Source organism: Porticoccus sp. W117, assembly GCF_030341905.1.
Taxonomy (GTDB): Bacteria; Pseudomonadota; Gammaproteobacteria; order Pseudomonadales; family Porticoccaceae; genus SCSIO-12696.
In genome coordinates this window covers 184,272-205,111 of sequence record NZ_JATAAF010000002.1, presented here as the reverse complement: position 1 = coordinate 205,111, position 20,840 = coordinate 184,272, and the positions used below count along the sequence as shown (strand labels likewise).

The window sequence follows — 20,840 nt, the reverse complement described above, 5'->3', positions numbered from 1 at the left end:
TGTCGTTACGCTTCCGCCAATTCTACTGCTTCGTTGACATCCACGGATACCAGGCGCGACACACCCGGCTCGTGCATGGTCACACCCATCAGCTGATCCGCCAACTCCATGGCAATCTTGTTGTGGGTGATGTAAATAAACTGCACCTGCTGGGACATCTCTTTCACCATGCGGATATAGCGCCCCACGTTGGCGTCATCCAGCGGCGCATCCACCTCGTCCAGCATACAGAACGGCGCCGGGTTGAGGCGGAAGATGGAAAACACCAGAGAGATGGCGGTCAGCGCCTTCTCGCCACCGGACAGCAGGTGAATGGTGGAGTTTTTCTTGCCCGGTGGCCGCGCCATAATGGCCACGCCGGTGTCCAGCAGGTCTTCACCGGTCAGTTCCAGATAAGCGTGGCCGCCGCCGAACATTTTCGGGAACAGCTCTTGAATACCGCTGTTGACCGAATCAAAGGTTTCCTTGAAGCGGGTACGGGTTTCCCGGTCAATCTTGCGAATGGCGTTTTCCAGTGCTTCCAGTGCTTCTTCCAGATCGTTGTTCTGGGCGTCCAGGTAGTTCTTGCGCTCTGACTCCACTTGGTACTCGTCGATGGCCGCCAGGTTGATGGGGCCAAGGCGGGATATACGCGCCGCCAGGCGTTCCAGTTCCTGTTCCCAGGCTTGTTCGTCGGCGTCTTCCGGCAGATTTTCCAGCAGGGTGTCCAGGTCGAAGTCCTGTTCCATCACCTGCTCGCGAATGGTGCCGCTGCGGGTGGCGATTTCCTGAGCCGCCAGGCGCTCCTGTTCCAGCTTGGAGCGCACCACCTGCAGTTGTTGTTCCAGTTCGTTGCGGCGCTGTTCGTGCTGGCGCATCTCGTGCTCGACGCTTTCCAGATTGCGGCGGGCTTCACCCAATTCCTGTTCCACGCTCAAACGCATTTCCAGCTTTTCTTCCAGCTGGATTTTCAGTTCTTCGCCGGGGTTGTCGTTTTCGGTAAAGCTGGCGCGCAGCTGGTCGCGGCGCTCCTGCAATCGCTGGGCCTGCACTTCCAGGCGGGAAATGCCATCGCGAATCGACTGCAGCTGGGTGCGGATGGACTGTTCGCGCATGGCCAGCTGGTGCTGGCGATCGCGCTCATGGCGGGCGTTCTGGCGCGCCTGATCGAGTTTGGCGCGCAGCTCATCGCGCTGCTGCATCAGGATTTCGCGGCGATTGGTGTCGTCCTCCATGGACTCGATGGCCTGCTCCAGCAATTGCCGTGCCTCCGCCAGGCTCTCCTGTTCCAGCTGTTGTTGCTGCTGGATTTCCGCCAATTCCTGCTCCGCGCGCTGGCGACGGGCGCCGGTTTGCTCCATTTGCACTTCGCTGGCGCTGAGGCGGGAGCGCAGTTCACCAAAACCGCGCTGCTGTTCGCTCCAATCCCGGTTGTGAGCTTCGCGCTGCTGCTCCAGCTCCGCCAACTGTTGAATGTGCTGCTGGTGTTGAGTGCTAAGCTGTTCGATTGTTTGTTCCTGCACGGCAATAGCAGCGGTCAGTTCTTCCAGCTCTTGCTTGCGTGCCAGCATACCGACACTGGCATCGCCCTTGCGGCTGACCCGCAGCCAGTTGCTGCCCAGCCACAGACCGTCGCGGGTAACCACGGATTCACCGCCCTGCAATTGCGGGCGCAGGGCCAGCGCCTGTTCCAGGCCGTCTACCGCATAAATGCCCGCCAGCAGTGCGCTGGCGGCATCGCTGCCACTGGCTTTGCTGGATAACGTATCGGCTTTGCCGCTGTCAGCGGCTGTCGGGGTGGCACCATCCACCAGGATCAGCTCGCCCTGCTCAAAATTCTGCGCCAATTGCGCCACCGCATCGATCTGGTCGATGCAGGCCGCCTGCAAATAGCTGCCCAGCACGGTTTCGATGGCGGTTTCCCAGCCTTCGGCCACGGTCAGGTTATCCGCCAGCCGGGGGTTGGCGGCGAGGCTGTTGCCTTCCAGCCAACGCTGAGCACCGGCCTCCCCTTCCATGGCCGCCTGCTGCAAGGCTTCCAGGGACGCATGGCGGCCACGCAGGCTTTGCAATTGGCCGCGAGCGCTGTCCAGTTCGCTGGCGCAGTGGTTGCCCGCAGCACGGCTCTGCTCAATGCGTTCGGCGTAGCCATCTACCTGCTGTTGCAGGGTTTCCAAGGCCAGTTCTTGCTCCGCCAACTGCTCTTTGAGCAGTTCGATTTCTTCCTGCATGGGGCTGACGCTGAGGCCGGTAGACTCGTCGCGCAGTTTTTCCATGCGCTCGCCCAGGCGGCGCAGCACCTGTTCCAGGTGCTGGATGCGGGACTGCTGAACTTCAGCCTGTTGCCGGGGAGCAGCGGCGGTCTGGTTGAAGTCATCCCATTGCAGCTGCCAGCTGTGCATGCCCTCTTCCGCTTCCTGCAGGGTCGCGGCAGTCAGTTCTTCCGATTGCTGGGCGGTTTCCAGTTGCGGGGCTATTTCTTCCAACTCGGTTTCCCAAGTGGCAATTTTTTCCCGATCCTGGCGCAGGTGTTCGTCGGTTTCGGCGAAGTTTCGCTCAGTCTGCTCCAGGTCTTGTTGCAGCTCGCGGGCGCGATCCTGAGCGTGCTGGATGGCCTGTTCGATTTTCGCTACTTCGGCGCCGATGCCGTAGTAACGGCCCTGCACTTCACCAAAGGCATCTCCCAGGTCGGTGTAGCTGCCGCGGAGTTTTTCGATGGCGGTATCGCCGCTCTGGCGCTCGGTCACCAGGGCTTCAACACTCAGCTCAAATTCAGTGATTGCCTGCTTGCGGGCCTGGTTTTGGTCAGCCAGTTGCTTAAAGCGCAAGGCGTGCAGTTGGGCTTTTTGCTGACGCTCTTCCTTCTTGTACTCGGCGTACTTTTCCGCCGCTTTCGCCTGGCGCTCAAGGCGACTCAGCTGGCGACCCAGCTCCTCGCGGATATCGGTAAGGCGCTCGAGGTTTTCGTGAGTGCGGCGCATGCGGTTTTCGGTATCGCGGCGGCGCTCTTTGTATTTGGAGATGCCTGCCGCTTCTTCGATATACACCCGCAGTTCATCGGGCTTGGCCTCAATCAGCCGGGAGATCATGCCCTGTTCGATAATGGCGTAGCTGCGCGGCCCCAGGCCGGTGCCCAGAAAGATGTCGGTAATATCACGGCGGCGACATTTGTTGCCGTTCAGGTAGTAGGTGTTCTGGGCATCGCGGGTAACTTTGCGCTTGACGGAGATTTCCGAGTAGCTGGCGTACTCGCCGCCGAGGGTGCCGCTGGTGTTGTCGAACACCAGTTCGATAGAGGCCTGGCCTACCGGTTTGCGGCCACCGGAGCCGTTGAAGATCACGTCGGTCATGGACTCGCCGCGCAGGTGTTTGGCGGAGGACTCCCCCATCACCCAGCGCACTGCGTCGATCACGTTAGATTTGCCACAGCCGTTGGGGCCGACAACCGAGCACATATTGCTGGGAAAACTGACAGTGGTCGGGTCAACAAAGGATTTGAACCCGGCCAGTTTGATGCATTTGAGCCGCATGAAAATACTGATCCGACAAACAGAAGTTAATTGCGCGATTTTACACGCTCAGGGCGCAGGCACAACGGAAGAAAGTCGGGTTTTGGGAGCTCGGTTGAAAGTTGGGTGGCGATCCGAAGCCAATGGTGCTTTTACAGACACGCCGTGAATGCATCCATGCAGGCTCTTCTGCGGCATCCATGCCGCAGACGGTCTGTAAAAGCACCATTGGCTCCGTATCTTCGCATTAACCTTTTTACAACTGGCGATCAATCAACACATGGGCAGGCTTTCCGGTACCAACCGGTATTTTCAACTGTTGCCCTTGCAAGTCACCGGACTGCCCTTTGACTCCGCCTGAATAGGAAATGCGTGCGGTTACCGTAACCACTCCGGCTTGCGACAATGAGGTATCCGGCAACATCAAGTTGCTGTCGTCCAAAATCACTTCTACAGGCAGATTGGCATTGAGAATGCGTTTCACGGCCAATGGCGGGCCGGCGGTTTGCCCCGCTGGGCGGGCGATAACAAACAGTGTAGCGTTTGGCTTTAATTCAAGCTCCGGGGCCAGTTTGATTACCAGTTGCAGCTGACCTTTGGACTGCTCCTGACGCTGTTCCGGGGTCAGCCCAGCCTCCGCCTTGGCCAGTTCCGCCTTAAGCTGTTGCGCGGTGGCGTGTTGAGGTGGCAGCGCCTGCAACACCTTGCGCCAATCCCGCACAGCGGTGGGAAAATCGCCCTCCTCAAAAGCGATGCGGCCGTTGAGCCCCAGCACTGCCAAATTATCAGGCACCTGCTGGAGAATCCGGCTGGTGAGGGATTTGAGCTCTGCCAATTCCACCTGATCGCGCAGGGCAAAGGCCACTTGCAGGTATTCCCGCATTAAGGTGATGTCCTGGCCGCCGGACAGCTCGTCCGCGCGGCGGTAAGCGGCCAGCGCTTTGTTGAGTTGTTCCTGTTCTGTGTTGAGGCGGCCACTGAGTACCCAGTAGTAGAAGTTATCCGGCTGATCCAGCAAGCGTTGTTCGATGCGCTCAAGTACGTTGGCCCGCATAGGCAGTGCTTCCGGGTGCCCCTGGGATTGCATCAGGGAGCTGCGCTCCAGCTGGTCAACAATGGTGAGGTCGTCGCTGGCACCCAGTTCCAGATACAGCCACAGGGCCACCACAGGTAAAGCCACCACCAAAGAGAGCATCAGCCACAAGGGCTTGCCTGCTTTCGAGGCTGCCTGCGATCCGGAGTTTTGACTCTCCACCAGTAAACTGCGCTCAAGCTCGGCGCGTAACGCTGCCAGTTCGGCATCATCAATCTGGCCCTGCTGGTGTTGAGATTCCAATTCCGCCAGATGCTCCTGAAACAACTCCGCATTGGCACGGGATTGCTGTACCTGAGGGCCGTTTTTGGTGGGCCGCAACAGCGGAAAACAGACAAACAACAGCGCCAATACAACCAGCGCCGCCAACGGCCACCACAGTTCCGCCATTAGCGATTCTCCTGTTTGTCAGTACCGGAATTACTGAGCAGTTCTGCCAGCTGTTGTTGTTCACTCTCGTTGAGGTCTGACGGCACAGTAACCCGGCGCTGGCGGCGTACCACCAGCACGATCACCACCGCGCCCACCAGTGCCAGCAGCAGTGGCAGCAGCCACAAGCTGTAAGTGCCGGACTTGAACTGAGGCATGTAGATAATAAAGTCGCCGTAGCGATCAACCAGAAAATCGATAATTTCCTTATCGCCCTTGCCCTCCTCCAACAGGCGCAATACGGTGCGTCGCAAATCCACGGCGATAGCGGAATCGGAATCACTGAGGTTCTGGTTCTGGCACTGAGGGCAGCGCAGATCGTCAATCAGGGCCAGGTAACGGGCGCGAATATCCTCACTGGAGAAAGTGTCCAGATCCGCACACCATGAAACAGGGGCGATCAACAACAGGGCAATAAGGTAAAAGCGACTCAGGGCGCGCAACACGGGCTCGGCCTCAACGAAAATGGGGGTGGAAGTATATCGACAAACCTGTGGCTGCCATAGGGACGTATGCACACTCTTTAACCCGACAATCAATAAGTGAGTGCATTCTCGGTCATGGGCGTTAATTCCAGCGCATCCTCAGGTGGGTGGTCACCGAAATACAGATTGCCCTCAGCATCCCGCCAGCGATACACCGGGTTGCCCGGCTGCTCGAAGACTTCCACCTCCTGAGCCACCGTCTGCAAATCCGCCGCTGATTGCTGAACAGACTCTGTAGCATCCTCCGCCAGCTGGCTGGCCTGGGCTTTCAGGGACTGGATGGTATCAGTTACTTTTTGAGATACCTGCGCAAACCATTCGCCAGGATTCACGTTTGGAACCGGCATCTGGCCAGTGCGCAGGTAGGTTGCGTAGAGGAATAAACCAAACAGGATAACGGCCAGCATTATTCCTTTAACAAACAGGCGTTTTTTCATTTTTTGTATTCAAGTTATTCGTTTTAACGCTCAACAACAGGTTGTTGCCGAGCCTGTGAGATTGGCCTACACTTTGTAATAACATTAGTTATAACCAAATTTAAAGGTCATCGCCATGTTAAAAGTAAAAGTTACTCCGGTAGGTAACTCTATGGGAATTCTGCTTCCCAAAGAAGCACTTAGCAAGATGAAGGCGGCAAAAGGCGACACACTCTACCTGGTGGAAAACCCGGACGGCTACACGCTCACCCCCTACCAGCAAAATTTCAGCGAGCAGGTGGAAGCTGCTGAAAACATTATGAAGCGCTATAAAAACACACTGCGTGAGCTGGCAAAATGAAAGAGCCAGTATGGATACTGGATGATGTAGTGCAGGCTGTGCACACCATGTTGCTGGCAGAACACGGCGGCGGCGATGGCATCCGAGATAAAAGCCTTCTGGATTCAGCACTGGCACGAGCCAAACAGAAATACGCCTACCAACCAGACATATCCATCTATGAACTTGCCGCCACCTACAGTTTTGGCCTCGCCAAGAATCACCCGTTTGTGGACGGCAATAAGCGCACAGCGTTTGTTATTGGCACGCTGTTTCTTGAATTAAATGGCTATACCCTTGAAGCCTCGGAGCCCGATGCGGCGGTTGTTTTTGAGAAACTGGCAGCTGGAGAAATTAATGAAAGCGAGTTGTCGGGTTGGTTTAAAAAGCACTGCAGTAAAGACTAAAAGTTAAATTTTAGGCGTAAACCAACACTACTCTCTAGCTGCTGTGTGAACTTTAATTTTTTTATCAAGGCACTGCAAAACACTGCCAGAAACATTGTGTTGGATATCTATATTAGCCGGGTGTATTACTTCCAGATTGTTGTCATCAATCCAGCGTAGCCTAAAGTTTAACCCAGTTCCGTAAGCAGACACCGACCCGCTTCCACACCGACCTGAGTCAATATCAATAACAACCTGAGTTAAGCCCTCAGCCCCCTCACCGTATTCATACACATAAGCGTGCATATGGCCACCCGGCGACGCTGTATGAGCATACTCGTGAATTGGGCTTAGCTCGGTACTGTCTTGAGAACACCCCCATAAGCCCAAGCCCAGTAACCCAAAAATCGCCAAAAATCTAACAATCATTAGAAAGCCGCTGCCTGGTGACTTTACTGTAAAACATAGATACTCCAATGTCCGACCAAGTTACTGGCCCAAAAACACAATCCGCTCACCGTCCAACCCTACTCGCACAGTATCATCTGGCGCAAAACGCCCGGCCAAAATTTCCTGCGCCAGTGGGTTTTCCAGCAGCTTCTGAATCGCCCGTTTTAGCGGCCTTGCGCCATAAACCGGATCAAAGCCTGCTTCTACCAGCTGCTCCATCACTTCATCGCTGATTTCTAAACCCAGCTCTCGTTCTGCCAGGCGCTTGCGCAGGCCAGCCAGCTGGATATCGGCAATACCTTTGATCTGCTCTTTGCCCAGAGGATGGAACACCACCGCTTCATCGATGCGGTTGATAAATTCGGGGCGGAAGTGCATACCCACGACTTCCATCACTTTTTCACGGATGACTTCTTGCCTGTTCTCATTTTCTATTGAGTCATCTAATTCAAGTTCACCATCAAAGCTGACGGTATCGTAGGAACGATCATTGACCAGGTTTTGGATCACATCAGAGCCCAGGTTGGAGGTCATTACGACTACTGTATTACGGAAGTCTACTGTGCGACCTTGGCCATCAGTGAGACGGCCGTCTTCCAGCACTTGCAGCAGAATATTGAACACATCCGCGTGGGCTTTTTCCACTTCGTCCAGCAGCAGCACGGAATAGGGTTTACGGCGCACCGCTTCGGTCAGGTAGCCGCCCTCTTCGTAACCCACGTATCCGGGAGGAGCTCCGATCAGACGGGCCACAGAGTGTTTTTCCATAAATTCCGACATATCGATACGCACCATGGCTTCTTCGGTATCGAACAAAAACTCCGCCAGGGATTTACACAGTTCGGTTTTACCCACCCCGGTTGGCCCCAAAAACAGGAAGGAGCCGTTGGGGCGATTAGGGTCGGAGAGCCCGGCGCGGGAGCGGCGAACGGCGTTGGATACCGCCACCACCGCTTCGCTCTGCCCCACTACGCGCTGGTGCAAAAAGTCTTCCATACGCAGCAGCTTGCCCCGTTCCCCTTCGAGCATTTTGGAAACGGGTATACCGGTCCATTTGGAAACCACTTCAGCGATTTCTTCGTCAGTAACTTTGTTGCGCAGCAGCTGTTTTTCTTCCGTCTCTGCCTGAGACGCCGCACTCAGCTGTTTTTCCAATTCAGGGATTTTGCCGTATTGCAGCTCGGACATTTTCGCCAAATCGCCAGCGCGGTGGGCAGCGTCTAATTCCAGACGCGCCTGTTCCAGATCACTTTTGATTTGGGTGGCACCCTGCACCGAGGCTTTTTCTGCTTTCCAGATTTCTTCCAGATCGGCGTACTCTTTTTCCACTTCGGCAATGTCGGTATTTAATTTTTCCAAGCGTTTTTGCGCCGCTTCGTCATCGTCTTTTTTTACCGCTTCCCGTTCGATTTTCAGTTGAATCAGACGGCGGTCGAGACGATCCATGGATTCCGGCTTGGAGTCGATTTCCATACGGATACGACTGGCTGCTTCGTCGATCAGGTCGATGGCTTTATCAGGCAATTGCCGGTCAGTGATATAGCGTTGCGACAGTTTAGCAGCGGCTACAAGAGCAGAGTCGTTAATTTCCACCCCATGGTGCACTTCGTAGCGCTCTTTCAGGCCACGGAGAATAGCGATGGTGTCTTCTTCGCTGGGTTCATCCACCAACACCTTTTGAAAACGGCGCTCAAGAGCGGCGTCTTTTTCAATAAACTGGCGGTATTCATCCAAAGTGGTGGCACCCACACAGTGCAATTCGCCGCGAGCCAGAGCGGGCTTGAGCATATTGCCCGCATCCATGGCGCCTTCCGCCTTACCGGCGCCCACCATGGTGTGCAGTTCATCGATAAACAGGATAATACGACCTTCCTGTTTCGACAGTTCATTGAGCACTGCCTTCAGGCGCTCTTCAAAGTCACCACGAAATTTGGCCCCTGCCAACAGTGCGCCCAAATCCAGGGACAGGATGCGCTTGTCTTTTAGGCCTTCCGGTACTTCGCCATTAATGATACGCAAGGCCATGCCTTCGGCGATGGCGGTTTTACCCACACCGGGTTCGCCAATCAGTACCGGGTTATTTTTGGTGCGCCGTTGCAATACCTGGATGGTGCGGCGGATTTCTTCATCGCGGCCAATCACCGGGTCCAGCTTGCCCTGTTCGGCGCGCTCGGTGAGGTCGATGGTGTACTTATCCAGCGCCTGACGGTTGCCTTCCGCTTCCGGGTTGTTCACGTTTTCGCCTCCGCGCACGTCTGCAATCGCCTGCTGCAGTTGTTGTTTGTTGCCATAGTGGTTCAGTGCCTTGCTAACGTCAGAACGATCGTCGAAGGCCGCCAGCAACACCGTTTCACTGGCAATATATTGGTCGCCCTGTTGCTGGGCAAGTTTGTCCGCCAGGTTAAACCAGCGGCCCAAGTCCGCAGACAAACCCACTTCACCGGTAGGACTTTGTATACGCGCGACCCGTTCCAGTTGTTGTTCAAGGTCTGTTTGCAAGCCTGACAAATCAAAACCCGCTTTGGCCAGTAACGGACGCACTGCCCCGCCCTGCTGATTGAGCAAGGCCAACAGCAGGTGTACCGGTTCGATGGCATTGTTATCACGCCCTACTGCCAGAGATTGTGCGTCAGCCAGGGCTGCTTGCAGAGAATTGGTAAATTTGTCGATGCGCATGGAATTGCCCCCAAAAATCTATCTTATGAATGAGAGATAGGGGCGGCAGTAGGAGTTTTCAAGAAAGGGTGATGGTTAGTGTGATTTGCAATGACCCATGTCTACTGATGAGTAGCCCGGGTGCAGCGCAGCGAAACCCGGGGCCAGAACATGATAGGTTGTGTGTTCCCGGGTTTCGCTGCGCTGCACCCGGGCTACAAATATAAGTTTACGGCAACGCCTGCCCACTAACATAAGGCGCACCCGCCGCTTTCAGTTTTTCCTCTACCGCAGGAATGGCCACCTCAACGATACGACGCAGCTTTTCACCTTCTTCCGTCAGCTGTCGTTGCGCCCAGGCCAAGCTTTCTTTATGGGTGGGCGTTGGCCCATAGGAAGAGAACGCAGTGCCACTTTCCGCCACAAAAATCAAGTTTTGAATGGTCTTGGCGTTGGACAGGTACACCTCCGCTTTTGACTGATCACCGTTCAGGCGGTGGTTAATCTCCAATAGCTGACTGCGCAGCTGGTGCAATTCCGCATCCAAACTACCCGGCTCAACGCTGGATTGTTGGATCGCCAGTTGCAGCATAGCCACTTTATCCGTAGCCGCTTTCAACCCCTGGTAAACCGCACCGGCATCCCGCTTGGCCTGACTGACTTCCTTCCAAAATGCGACGGTGGCCTCCATCGGCGAGCCCGGCAGTGCGCCCTGGTTCATTTTCTCCACAGTAAATTGTTGCGGGCCTTGCAATACCGTTACCTGGCCGTTTACCTCTTTTGACAAAGTGACGCTGTATTCGCCGGGGGCTGCCATAAAACGGGATTTGATGTAGCGATTATCCGCCGCTGGTTTCGGACTAGTTATCACATTAACTCCTGGCAATGCCAAATCCCAGGCGACTCGGTTAACGCCTTTTTTATTGCTGCCCTCAACCCGGCGAACAACGTTGTTGTCACTGTCTTTTACAGTCAGCCAGATTTTAGGCGGCTGCTCGCGGCGCTCGGCTTCCACCGCCTGCCAACCGGGAAAAACAATGTTCTTACCGGCTTCTTTTAAGGGTTTTTCTTTTGCCTGACGGCGTTCTTTGGCGCTTTTCATCTTGTCGTTCAAGTAGTAGGTAAACACCGCACCAAAGGGCGGGTTGGGCGCTGCGTAATAGCTATGGCCTTGGGAGCCTTTGAATTCAAAACGATCAACCGGCCCCTTTTCCACATACCACCAGGCTTTACGGGTGGGGAACAGTTGCGCTTCATTGTTAAGACTGGCTTCAGAAATATCTCGCAGTGCGCTGTAATCATCCAACACAAAAAAGCCGCGGCCAAAACTGGCCAACACCAAGTCGTTTTCCCGACGCTGAATGCCAATATCACGGAAGGCGATGGTGGGTAACCCGCCGTTCAATTCCAGCCATTTTTTGCCGCCGTCCACGGTAAAGAACACGCCAAATTCGGTGGCGGCAAACAGCAGTTCCGATTTGACATGGTCTTGCACCAAACGCCATACCAGATGTTTATCTGGAAGTGTTGAGCTAATGGATTTCCAGCTTTTGCCCCGGTTGGTACTTTTCAGCAGGTACGGTTTGTAGTCGCCAAATTTGTGATTATCCAAGGCGATGTAAACCGTGTTGGCATCGAACAGGTCGGCGCGAATGTCGTTGATAAAGGCACTGTCTGGCACGCCGGGCAAGCTACCCACTTTGGTGCTGCGCCAGTTGTTGCCACCGTCTTCACTCACCTGAATCAGACCATCGTCGGTGCCCGCGTACAGCAGACCTTCCTGTAATGGCGATTCCGCCAACGAGGTAATGGTGCTGTACTCAGACATCGCCCACATATCCCAAGCCGCATCCCAGCCGGGCTGGCCATTCATAATCGGCTGTTCAATGCGCTCCAGATTTTTGGTGAGGTCGCCGGAAATGGGCGTCCAGCTGTCGCCACGATCTTCACTGCGCCATACCCGTTGAGAAGCGTAGTAAAGACGGCTGGGTTTATGAGGGCTGACCAGAATGGGCGCATCCCAGTTAAAACGCTCTTCTGGCTCACCAGGTTTGGGCTGTGGCTGGATATACACCAGCTCGCCGGTGGTGCGATCGATGCGCATCAAATTACCCTGCTGCCACTCACCGTACATAATGTCCGGATTGCCCGGCTCAGTGGCGGGCTGGTGGCCGTCGGCAAACAGCACCATTTCCCAATCGGCGTTGCGAATGCCATTCGCGTTGTCGGTGCGCGACGGCCCACCCTGGGTACCATTGTCCTGGGTGCCGCCATAGATGTTGTAAAACGGCTCGCTGTCATCCAGTGCCAGTTTGTAGAACTGGGTCACCGGCAGGTTATCGATAAAACGCCAGTGCTCGCCGTTGTCAAAACTTTCGTAGATGCCGCCGTCGGAGCCCACCATCATGTAGTCTTTGTCATCTGGCAGAAACGCCATGGCGTGGTTGTCCGGATGTTTAAACTCTTCCCTCATGGGAGCAAAGGTTTTGCCGCCATCGTTGGATTGCAACATGCGGTTGTTGGCGAGGAATATCTGGTCGAAATTGTGGGGGCTGGCGTACAGTTCCTGGTAGTAGTGCGGGCCGGTGGCGCCGGCCACAGCGTCAGACATTTTGGTCCAGCTGGCACCGCGGTCACTGCTGCGATACACACCGCCAGTACGGCGATCCAATTCAATGGCGGCGTAGAGCACATCCGGGTCGATAGGCGATATGGCCAAACCGATTTTGCCCATATCCGACCCTGGCAAACCGGTTTTAAGTTTTTGCCAGTTCTCACCGCCATCTTCACTGCGATACAACGCGGTACCAGGGCCGCCATCCACCAGCGCGGCCACGGTGCGGTGACGTTGCCATGTTGCTGCATACAGGCGATCCGGGTTGCGCGGGTCAATCACCAGATCCGTAGCACCAATCCACTCTTTATCACCAAGAACCTGCTTCCAGGTGTCGCCACCATCGGTGGTTTTGAATAAACCGCGGTCGCCGCCCTTTGACCACAGCGGCCCCTGCGCAGCCACCCAAACCGTGTTGGGGTCAGTGGGGTGAACAATGATTTCAGAGATATGTTCGGAATTCTCCAGCCCTTTGTTCTCCCAATTCTGGCCGCCATCAGTGCTCAAATAGATACCATCACCAAAACTCACATGGCGACCACTGACGTTTTCCCCGGTGCCTACCCAAACCCTGGCGGAGTTGCTTGGGTCAATCACCACTGCACCGATGGAATACACCGGCTGCTTGTCGAATACCGGCGTCCAGGTGGTGCCCGCATTGGTGGTTTTCCACACGCCCCCTGAACCCACACCCACAAACCAGGTGTTGCGGTTGTTGGGGTCGATAGCGATATCGGCGATGCGACCGGACATAAACGCGGGGCCGATATTGCGAAATTCCAGGCCGTTAAAGGTTTCTGACTTCATCGGGCCGTCTTTATCGGCGGCAATTGCCTGAGGAGGAGAAAACACAAAAAGGCCGGCTAACAAAGTACAGATAAGAAACTGACTGACGGTATTCATGAGCAAACTCCAAGGCTGAGGCGAATGGAAATCGAATTTAGTATTAATGGGACGAAAAGTCTGTGGCCGACCTCAATCAAGACCGTTCACCGGGGTTTACAGCGCCATCAGGCAGCCATTTACTTTACAGCCCATACCTAACTAGGGTTATATAGGCGGCGTTGGAGTGCGCCTCTATAGGCAAACGTGGGAGCAACAGGGTTGTTATTTCTGAACACGCTGTACTTTATTTAACCAAAATAAGCATCCGTGTAAGCTCGTTGCCAGCATCCCTGCTGGCGGCGGTTCAGAAATAACAACCCTGTTACTCCTTACAGTCCGAGTAAAGTCGCACAAGCAGTACTGACAAATAACCAATAAATAGCAGTATCACCAACTCATCTACCGGGGGTATCCATGTTTGACAACCCTGCCCTGCTTCCGCCCCTTCTCGGGGTTGTGGGCCTGATCGTTGCCTTTTTTATCTACCGAATTGTTGTGCGTTACCCGGAAGGGGAAGCCAGCATCAAAAAAATCGCTGACCAGATTCATATTGGCGCCATGGTGTTTATGCGTCGGGAATACAGCATGTTGGCGATTTTCGCTGCTGTGCTACTGGTGCTGATTTACTTCTCTGATTTGGGAGGTGGTACTGCCCTGGCATTCCTTGTGGGTGCATTGAGCTCCGCCATTGCCGGCTGGTTGGGTATGTTCTCCGCCACCAAAGCCAATGTGCGCACCGCTACGGCGGCCAATACCAAAGGGCCGGCTGCTGCATTGTCTGTAGCGTTCTTTGGCGGTTCTATTATGGGACTGTGTGTGGCTTCTCTTGGCCTTGTTGGCCTCGGCTCACTTTACTACTACTTCGGTGGCGATCCTCACACCGCACATACCCTGCATGGCTTTGGTATGGGTGCCTCGGTAGTAGCGCTGTTCTCCCGTGTGGGTGGCGGCATCTACACCAAGAGTGCCGACGTGGGCGCCGACTTGGTAGGTAAAGTGGAAGCTGGCATTCCCGAAGACGACCCCCGCAACCCCGGCGTGATCGCCGACAATGTGGGCGACAATGTGGGTGATGTGGCTGGTATGGGTTCGGATATTTTCGAGTCCTACTGCGGCTCTATGATCGCCTCTATTGCCATCGCCGCTACTGTTAACAGCAGCGAACTGATGTTCCTGCCACTGGCGCTGGCCTCCATTGGCTTGGTGGCTTCGGTATTGGGCATCTTCCTGGTGCGTTTGCGTTCCAACTCAGCGCCCAGCGCAGCATTGCGCACCGGCACCTTCGCCGCACCCATCATCTTTGTTATCGCCGCCTGGTTTCTGATGGACTGCATGGGCATTGAAACCAACGTCTGGTACGCGGTACTCAGCGGCGCTGTGGGCGGCATCCTGATTGGCTTGGTGACCGAGTACTACACCGGCGGCGGCCCGGTTCGCAAAATTGCCCGCTCCGGTGAAACCGGCCCGGCCACTATTATGATTACCGGCCTGGCAGTGGGCATGCAGTCGGTGGTACTGCCGATTCTGTTTATTGGCGCCATTATTTACATTTCTACCGCTCAGGCAGGTTTGTACGGTGTGGGCATCGCCGCAGTGGGTATGCTGTCTACCGTGGGCATTACCATGGCCATCGACGCCTACGGGCCGGTAGCGGATAACGCTGGCGGTATCGCCGAGATGGGTGGTATGGGTGAGGAGACTCGCGAGATCACCGACTCTCTGGATGAGCTGGGCAACACCACTGCCGCTATTGGCAAAGGCTTCGCCATCGGTGCTGCTGCACTGGCAGCATTGGCAATTATTGCTGCTTTTATCGAAACCGTGCAGGTGAACGTGCCAGATTTTTCACTAGAACTGTCCAACCCGCTGGTGCTGGTGGGTATGTTTATCGGCGGTTGCATTCCGTTCCTGATTGCCTCCATTACCATGACCGCTGTGGGCGACGCGGCTTTCGATATGATTCGCGAAATCCGCCGCCAGTTTAAGGAGATCACCGGTCTGCTGGAGGGCAAAGCAGAACCCGATACTGCACGTTGTGTAGATATCGCCACTACGGCTGCACTCAAGCGCATGTTGCTGCCCGGCGCTATTGCCGTCGCCGCCCCGCCACTAGTGGGCTTTGGTTTAGGCGCAGAAGCACTTGGTGGCTTACTGGGTGGCGGTCTGTTGGGCTGTGTGCTGCTGGCCCTAATGATGGCCAACGCCGGTGGCGCCTGGGATAACGCCAAAAAATACGTGGAAAAAGGTAACCTGGGCGGTAAAGGCTCCGATGTTCACTCTGCCGCTGTGGTGGGTGATACCGTGGGCGACCCGTTCAAGGACACCTCTGGGCCTTCCATGAATATTTTGATTAATGTGATGGCAATTGTCAGTTTGGTGATTGCGCCATTGTTGTAAGGCACAATGCCACAAAAAAACCTGGCTATCTTCAAGATAGCCAGGTTTTTTAATGAGTCCAAGTGCTTATGATAAGCTGTCATGGAATTTATGAGAGTTAGCCTAGTTGCATTAATATTACTGCTAGCCTCCTGCGGGAAAGCCCCTGCCGGGGGTGTTTTACCTCTTGCGAAGGTGCTGGTTGACCCAGAGTCTTGTGCTGGAAGTGAAGTCGTCGTTTCTGGTTTTCTTGGAAAGGCTGGTCACCTCCAACTTTTTCTGACGAAAGAACATTGGGAAATGATAGATTTCGGTTCTTCAATTGGTATTGTTTACCCAGAGGGAAATGAACAATTTATTGAGCAAGAATGCAAGAATACTTATGTAACGATCACCGGAGTAGTAACTAAGCTAAGTGATCCTCGATTTAAAAACATCAATATTGTTCATGCATTTAGACTATCTGACATCAAGAGCATCCTTAAAGTAGACGCAAGCGGAAAGCGGATTGAATGTTGGCCACAGTAGGAACAGAGAATGGATTTGCATTTACTGTTCAATCATTCACCAAATAAATTTCAACATCCGCTTTAATAGCTGCCTTTCTTAAATCCTTATCCAGTGTTGCCAGCGGCAGACCCTCCCTTATCGCTAATTCTAAATATGTACTGTCATAACCTGATAGTTTATATGCTCTGGACAGACTTAAAGTTCGGCTAAACGCTTGATGAGCTGTCAAGTGATCAACGTCTATTGGCAAGTTTTCCAGCTGCGCGATAAAGCGCTCGACGTCGGCAGCCTGCAAGCCCCCGCGTTTTTCTTCTGCCAATAAAACACTGATCGCTTCGATATGCCACAGGTGAGGAACAACGGCGTTTGCATCAACAAGGCTTTGCAGCACGAGCTCAGCGTATTTCTGGTCAGCTTTTTTGGGGCTTTCAAGCAACCATCGCATGGCTACAGAGTTATCCAGGACAAACCGTTTCATTTTCGGCCTTCTTTTTTCAGCTCATCCAGGTATTCATCTGAAACTGGATGTTTCTTGGCCGACAAGATATTTTCAACCGCTGTTTTTACCGATGAACGTTTGCCGCTCTGGCTGGGAACAACATCAGCGACAGGCCGTCCGCGCTTGGTAATGGTAAATGACTCACCCAACTCCACCCGGCGCAGGATTTCCGCTAATTTGGTTTTTGCATCATAGCTGCCTATTTCTTCGAGCATGTTATAACTCCCTGCCTAAAATTAAAGACCAGTCTATTAGACCAGTTATAAATTATCAAACCATAGCTACCCCAATCTTAAGTTTATGACTCAATGGTCACAAACCGTCACCAATACTACAAAAACACCCTAGTCAACCAAGCGTTGGCCTGGGTGTTTGTTTATTGTGTATTCAAGTTTTGCCAGAAAGGCGACGACTAGACTGTATCAAGGTTTAATCGGGGCATTTTTTACAAAGGTTAGCCTTAAAAATATAGCCGACTTTCAGCGGCGTTGCCTGAAAAGACAAAAGTGTTATTTAAGGTAAAAATAGCACCAGATAGAAAAAAGTGGGAGTTAAATCAGCAACGAAAGGTCAGAAATGGTACGGAGGAGAGACTCATGACTATTTTCAGCCATTACCAGCAGCGCTACGAAGCCACACAGATGGAGGAATACAGCATTCAGGAGTATCTGGAGCTGTGTAAAAGTGACCCTTCAACCTACGCCACAGCCGCCGAGCGAATGCTTTTGGCCATTGGCGAGCCGGAGATGGTAGACACCTCCAAAGACCCCAGATTAAGCCGCATCTTCTCCAACAAAATCATCAAACGCTACCCGGTGTTTGATGATTTTTTTGGTATGGAGGAATGCATTGAGAGCATCGTCAGCTTCTTCCGCCACGCCGCTCAGGGTTTGGAGGAGAAAAAACAAATTCTCTATCTGTTGGGCCCAGTGGGGGGCGGTAAGTCCTCGCTGGCTGAAAAGTTGAAATCCCTAATGGAAAAGCAACCCATCTATGCCCTGAAAGGCTCTCCAGTATTTGAGTCTCCACTGGGGTTGTTCCAGGCCAGCGAAGACGGCGCCATTCTTGAAGAAGAGTACGGCATTCCCAAGCGCTATCTGAGTACAGTGATGTCGCCCTGGGCGGTAAAACGCCTGCACGAATACGGCGGCGATATCAGCCAGTTTAGGGTGGTCAAACTGACTCCCTCCATTCTCGACCAGACCGCTATATCCAAAACCGAGCCCGGCGATGAAAACAACCAGGACATCTCCTCCCTGGTGGGTAAGGTGGATATTCGCAAGCTGGAGGAATACCCGCAAAACGACCCGGACGCCTACAGTTTCTCCGGCGGCATGTGTACTGCCAATCAGGGGTTGATGGAGTTTGTGGAGATGTTTAAAGCGCCCATTAAGGTGCTGCACCCACTGCTGACCGCTACCCAGGAAGGCAACTACAACGGCACCGAAGCCATCGGCGCCATCCCCTTTGAAGGTGTGGTATTAGCCCACTCCAACGAGTCCGAATGGCAGACCTTCAAGAACAACAAGAACAACGAGGCCTTTATCGACCGGGTGTATATCGTCAAGGTGCCCTACTGCCTGCGCGTTACCGAAGAAATCAAGATTTACGAAAAACTGCTGCAAAACAGCTCCCTGTCTACCGCCCCTTGCGCACCGGACACCCTGGATATGCTGGCGCAGTTTACGGTGCTGTCGCGATTGAAAGAGCCGGAAAATTCCAGCGTTTATTCCAAAATGCGCATCTACGACGGCGAAAGCCTGAAAGATCGCGACCCCAAGGCCAAGTCCATTCAGGAATACCGCGACAATGCGGGTGTGGACGAAGGCATGAACGGACTGTCTACCCGCTTCGCGTTTAAAACGCTGTCGAAAGTGTTTAATTTCGATTCCACGGAAGTAGCCGCCAACCCGGTACACCTGCTGTATGTGTTGGAAAACCAGATTGAGCAGGAGCAGTTCCCAAGCGAAGTTCACGACCGCTACCTGAACTTTATTAAAGAATTCCTGGCCCACAATTACATCGAGTTTATTGGTAAGGAAATCCAGACAGCTTATCTGGAATCCTACTCCGAGTACGGCCAGAACCTGTTTGATCGTTACGTCACCTACGCGGATTTCTGGATTCAGGATCAAGAGTACCGCGACCCGGAAACTGGCGAAATTCTTGACCGCGCCTCTCTCAACGACGAACTGGAAAAAATCGAAAAACCGGCAGGCATCAGCAACCCGAAAGACTTCCGCAGTGAAATTGTCAACTTTGTACTGCGCGCCCGAGCCAACAATCAGGGCAAAAACCCTGCCTGGACCAGCTACGAAAAATTGCGTTCAGTGATTGAGAAAAAGATGTTCGCCAGCACCGAAGACCTGCTACCAGTTATCTCTTTCAACGCCAAAGCCAGCGCCGAAGACCAGCAGAAACATCAAGACTTTGTGCAACGGATGGTAGAGCGTGGCTATACCGAGAAACAGGTTCGGTTGTTGTCGGAGTGGTATTTGAGGGTGAGAAAGTCTCAATAAATTGCAGAAGCTGAAAGTAATGAGTGCCTGGCTGGAGGCCGCACGTCGCCTTACGTTTAAAAGGAAAGCTGACGTCGCACGCTAAAACAAGGCACCCTGTAGGTCAGGCTTTAGCCTGTCGAGATAGTCGCAAATAGCGGCCACTCTTAAATGGCAAAGCCCAAAAAATATTTAAGTTGGGTTTTAGCGTGCGACGTGCGACGTCAGACGTGCGACCCTTGGAGTCCTGCGCAAATGTCTAACTTTTTTATAGATCGGCGAAAGAACTCAAAAAACAAAAGCGCTGTTAATCGCCAGCGATTTTTGCGCCGTCATCGAGCCCAGATAAAGGAAGCGGTGGCGGAGCGTTTGCGCAAACGCGGCATTACCGATATTGAAGGTGGCGAAAAAATTGGCATTTCCGGAAAGGACTTAACCGAGCCGGTTTTTCAGCACGGCAGCGGTGGCCGTAACACTCATGTGCTGCCTGGCAACAAAGAGTTTGTTCGCGGTGACCAATTACCCCGCCCGGAAGGTGGTGGTGGCCAGGGCGCTGGCGAAGGCAAAGCCAGTAACCAGGGCGAAGGCATGGACGATTTCGTGTTTGAAATCAGCCAGCAGGAATTTCTGGATTTCCTATTTGAAGATATGGCCCTGCCCAACCTCACCAAACGGCAACTGGCGGGCAACGAAGAATTTAAACGGGTGCGCGCCGGTTTCGCCAATCAGGGCACCCCCAACAACATCGATGTATTGCGTTCTATGCGCGGCGCCAGTGCCCGCCGCCTGGCCATGACCATGGGCAAACGCCGCCAACTGCGTCAGGCAGAAGCGGAACTGAAAACCCTGCTCACTACTCAGGACGACAGTTTCAAAGATCGCATTGCTGAACTGGAAGAAAAAATTGCCGGTCTGAAACGCCGTATCGACGCGGTACCGTTTTTGGACGATATCGACATTCGCTACCGTCGCCACCGCAAGGAACCGGTGCCAGTATCCAAGGCAGTCATGTTTTGTCTGATGGATGTATCCGGCTCCATGGATCAAAAAACCAAAGACTTGGCAAAGCGATTTTTTATCCTTTTGTATTTATTCCTGTCACGCAATTACGACAAAACCGAAGTGGTATTTATTCGCCACCACACCACCGCCAAGGAAGTAGACGAAGAAGAATTTTTCTACTCACGGGAAACCGGCGGCACCGTAGTATCCAGCGCCCTGGATTTAATGAAAGCCATTGTCGAAGCCCGTTACCCGGTGAACGAATGGAATATTTACGGTGCCCAGGCTTCCGACGGCGATAACTGGCCGGAAGACTGCGGACGCTGTATTGAAGTACTGGGCAACGATATTCTGCCCCTGGTGCAGTATTACTCCTACGTGGAAATCTCCAGTCGCGGTCCAAAACCGCTTTGGGAATCCTACCAACAAGTGCTGCAAAGCAACCCTCAAGCCTTTGCCATGCAACACATCACCGGGCCAGAGGATATTTATCCGGTGTTCAGGGAGTTGTTTGGCAAACCGTTGGAGGTGGCGTGAAAAACCTTGGTCGCACGTCTGACGTCGCAAGTCGCACGCCTTGTTTGTACCGTCATTCCCGCGTAGGCGGGAATCCACCTTCCTACTTCACCATAGGCATGGATCCCCGCCTTCGCGGGGATGACACAAAATTATCTGACAAGGCGCTTGGCTTTAGCGTGCGACGTAAAGCGTGCG

The 20,840-nt window shown here is 53.8% G+C and carries 14 protein-coding genes; 6 read left to right on the top strand and 8 right to left on the bottom strand.

Features of this window, described 5'->3' with window-relative positions:
- Positions 1-5: 5 nt before the first annotated feature.
- The 4 genes from smc to QSV34_RS02635 all read right to left on the bottom strand — a co-directional run bounded on the left by smc (position 6) and on the right by QSV34_RS02635 (position 5,932).
- The gene (smc, locus tag QSV34_RS02650; protein WP_289151751.1) at positions 6-3,509 is read right to left on the bottom strand and encodes a chromosome segregation protein SMC; all 3,504 of its coding nucleotides are present in this window, start codon (positions 3,507-3,509) and stop codon (positions 6-8) included.
- A gap of 235 nt (positions 3,510-3,744) precedes the next feature.
- Positions 3,745-4,971 carry a c-type cytochrome biogenesis protein CcmI gene (ccmI, locus tag QSV34_RS02645; RefSeq protein WP_289151750.1) on the bottom strand — a complete coding sequence of 409 codons (1,227 nt, stop codon included), beginning with the start codon at positions 4,969-4,971 and terminating at the stop codon, positions 3,745-3,747.
- On the bottom strand, positions 4,971-5,456 hold the full coding sequence (locus QSV34_RS02640) for a cytochrome c-type biogenesis protein (RefSeq protein ID WP_289151749.1): 486 nt from the start codon (positions 5,454-5,456) through the stop codon (positions 4,971-4,973). The genes ccmI and QSV34_RS02640 overlap by 1 nt, the downstream gene beginning before the upstream one ends.
- 89 nt (positions 5,457-5,545) lie before the next feature.
- A complete protein-coding gene (locus QSV34_RS02635) occupies positions 5,546-5,932 on the bottom strand; it encodes a hypothetical protein (RefSeq protein ID WP_289151748.1) in 387 nt (128 codons plus the stop codon).
- A gap of 115 nt (positions 5,933-6,047) precedes the next feature.
- On the opposite strand from QSV34_RS02635, the gene QSV34_RS02630 reads away from it, so the two are divergent.
- A complete protein-coding gene (locus QSV34_RS02630; protein WP_289151747.1) occupies positions 6,048-6,272 on the top strand; it encodes an AbrB/MazE/SpoVT family DNA-binding domain-containing protein in 225 nt (74 codons plus the stop codon).
- Positions 6,269-6,658: a type II toxin-antitoxin system death-on-curing family toxin gene (locus tag QSV34_RS02625; RefSeq protein ID WP_289151745.1), complete on the top strand. Its 390-nt coding sequence runs from the start codon at positions 6,269-6,271 to the stop codon at positions 6,656-6,658. The genes QSV34_RS02630 and QSV34_RS02625 overlap by 4 nt, the downstream gene beginning before the upstream one ends.
- 468 nt (positions 6,659-7,126) lie before the next feature.
- Here QSV34_RS02625 and clpB read toward each other — a convergent pair whose 3' ends face one another.
- Both clpB and QSV34_RS02615 read right to left on the bottom strand, forming a co-directional pair.
- The gene (gene clpB, locus QSV34_RS02620) at positions 7,127-9,763 is read right to left on the bottom strand and encodes an ATP-dependent chaperone ClpB (protein ID WP_289151743.1); all 2,637 of its coding nucleotides are present in this window, start codon (positions 9,761-9,763) and stop codon (positions 7,127-7,129) included.
- A gap of 208 nt (positions 9,764-9,971) precedes the next feature.
- Entirely contained in the window at positions 9,972-13,259 is a 3,288-nt protein-coding gene (locus tag QSV34_RS02615) for a VPS10 domain-containing protein (protein WP_289151742.1), read from the bottom strand.
- Positions 13,260-13,655: 396 nt separating this feature from the next.
- Here QSV34_RS02615 and QSV34_RS02610 point away from each other — a divergent pair, with 396 nt between their 5' ends.
- Together QSV34_RS02610 and QSV34_RS02605 are read left to right on the top strand one after the other, a co-directional pair.
- Positions 13,656-15,638, top strand: a complete 1,983-nt coding sequence (locus tag QSV34_RS02610) for a sodium-translocating pyrophosphatase (RefSeq protein ID WP_289151741.1) — start codon at positions 13,656-13,658, stop codon at positions 15,636-15,638.
- Between the two features lie 81 nt (positions 15,639-15,719).
- Positions 15,720-16,145, top strand: coding sequence for a hypothetical protein (locus tag QSV34_RS02605; protein WP_289151740.1), 426 nt, complete (start codon positions 15,720-15,722; stop codon positions 16,143-16,145).
- A 28-nt stretch (positions 16,146-16,173) separates the two neighbouring features.
- On the opposite strand, the gene QSV34_RS02600 is transcribed toward QSV34_RS02605, so the two are convergent.
- Both QSV34_RS02600 and QSV34_RS02595 read right to left on the bottom strand, forming a co-directional pair.
- A complete protein-coding gene (locus QSV34_RS02600) occupies positions 16,174-16,605 on the bottom strand; it encodes a type II toxin-antitoxin system VapC family toxin (RefSeq protein WP_289151739.1) in 432 nt (143 codons plus the stop codon).
- Complete coding sequence (locus QSV34_RS02595; protein ID WP_289151738.1) at positions 16,602-16,841, bottom strand: type II toxin-antitoxin system Phd/YefM family antitoxin; 240 nt, start codon at positions 16,839-16,841, stop codon at positions 16,602-16,604. Before QSV34_RS02595 ends, QSV34_RS02600 begins: the two co-directional genes overlap by 4 nt.
- A gap of 381 nt (positions 16,842-17,222) precedes the next feature.
- Between QSV34_RS02595 and QSV34_RS02590 the strand changes: the two genes are divergently transcribed.
- On the top strand, positions 17,223-19,145 hold the full coding sequence (locus QSV34_RS02590; RefSeq protein WP_289151737.1) for a PrkA family serine protein kinase: 1,923 nt from the start codon (positions 17,223-17,225) through the stop codon (positions 19,143-19,145).
- 234 nt (positions 19,146-19,379) lie between these two features.
- Positions 19,380-20,663: a YeaH/YhbH family protein gene (locus QSV34_RS02585; RefSeq protein WP_289151736.1), complete on the top strand. Its 1,284-nt coding sequence runs from the start codon at positions 19,380-19,382 to the stop codon at positions 20,661-20,663.
- Positions 20,664-20,840 lie beyond the last annotated feature (177 nt).

Bases quoted from the DNA above. Each gene is read 5' to 3' on its own strand.
- QSV34_RS02600 (WP_289151739.1), bottom strand. From the start codon at position 16,605: ATGAAACGGTTTGTCCTGGATAACTCTGTAGCCATGCGATGGTTGCTT.
- QSV34_RS02625 (WP_289151745.1), top strand. From the start codon at position 6,269: ATGAAAGAGCCAGTATGGATACTGGATGATGTAGTGCAGGCTGTGCAC.
- QSV34_RS02595 (WP_289151738.1), bottom strand. From the start codon at position 16,841: ATGCTCGAAGAAATAGGCAGCTATGATGCAAAAACCAAATTAGCGGAA.
- ccmI (WP_289151750.1), bottom strand. From the start codon at position 4,971: ATGGCGGAACTGTGGTGGCCGTTGGCGGCGCTGGTTGTATTGGCGCTG.
- QSV34_RS02630 (WP_289151747.1), top strand. From the start codon at position 6,048: ATGTTAAAAGTAAAAGTTACTCCGGTAGGTAACTCTATGGGAATTCTG.
- QSV34_RS02610 (WP_289151741.1), top strand. From the start codon at position 13,656: ATGTTTGACAACCCTGCCCTGCTTCCGCCCCTTCTCGGGGTTGTGGGC.
- QSV34_RS02585 (WP_289151736.1), top strand. From the start codon at position 19,380: ATGTCTAACTTTTTTATAGATCGGCGAAAGAACTCAAAAAACAAAAGC.
- QSV34_RS02590 (WP_289151737.1), top strand. From the start codon at position 17,223: ATGACTATTTTCAGCCATTACCAGCAGCGCTACGAAGCCACACAGATG.
- QSV34_RS02635 (WP_289151748.1), bottom strand. From the start codon at position 5,932: ATGAAAAAACGCCTGTTTGTTAAAGGAATAATGCTGGCCGTTATCCTG.
- clpB (WP_289151743.1), bottom strand. From the start codon at position 9,763: ATGCGCATCGACAAATTTACCAATTCTCTGCAAGCAGCCCTGGCTGAC.
- QSV34_RS02605 (WP_289151740.1), top strand. From the start codon at position 15,720: ATGGAATTTATGAGAGTTAGCCTAGTTGCATTAATATTACTGCTAGCC.
- QSV34_RS02615 (WP_289151742.1), bottom strand. From the start codon at position 13,259: ATGAATACCGTCAGTCAGTTTCTTATCTGTACTTTGTTAGCCGGCCTT.
- smc (WP_289151751.1), bottom strand. From the start codon at position 3,509: ATGCGGCTCAAATGCATCAAACTGGCCGGGTTCAAATCCTTTGTTGAC.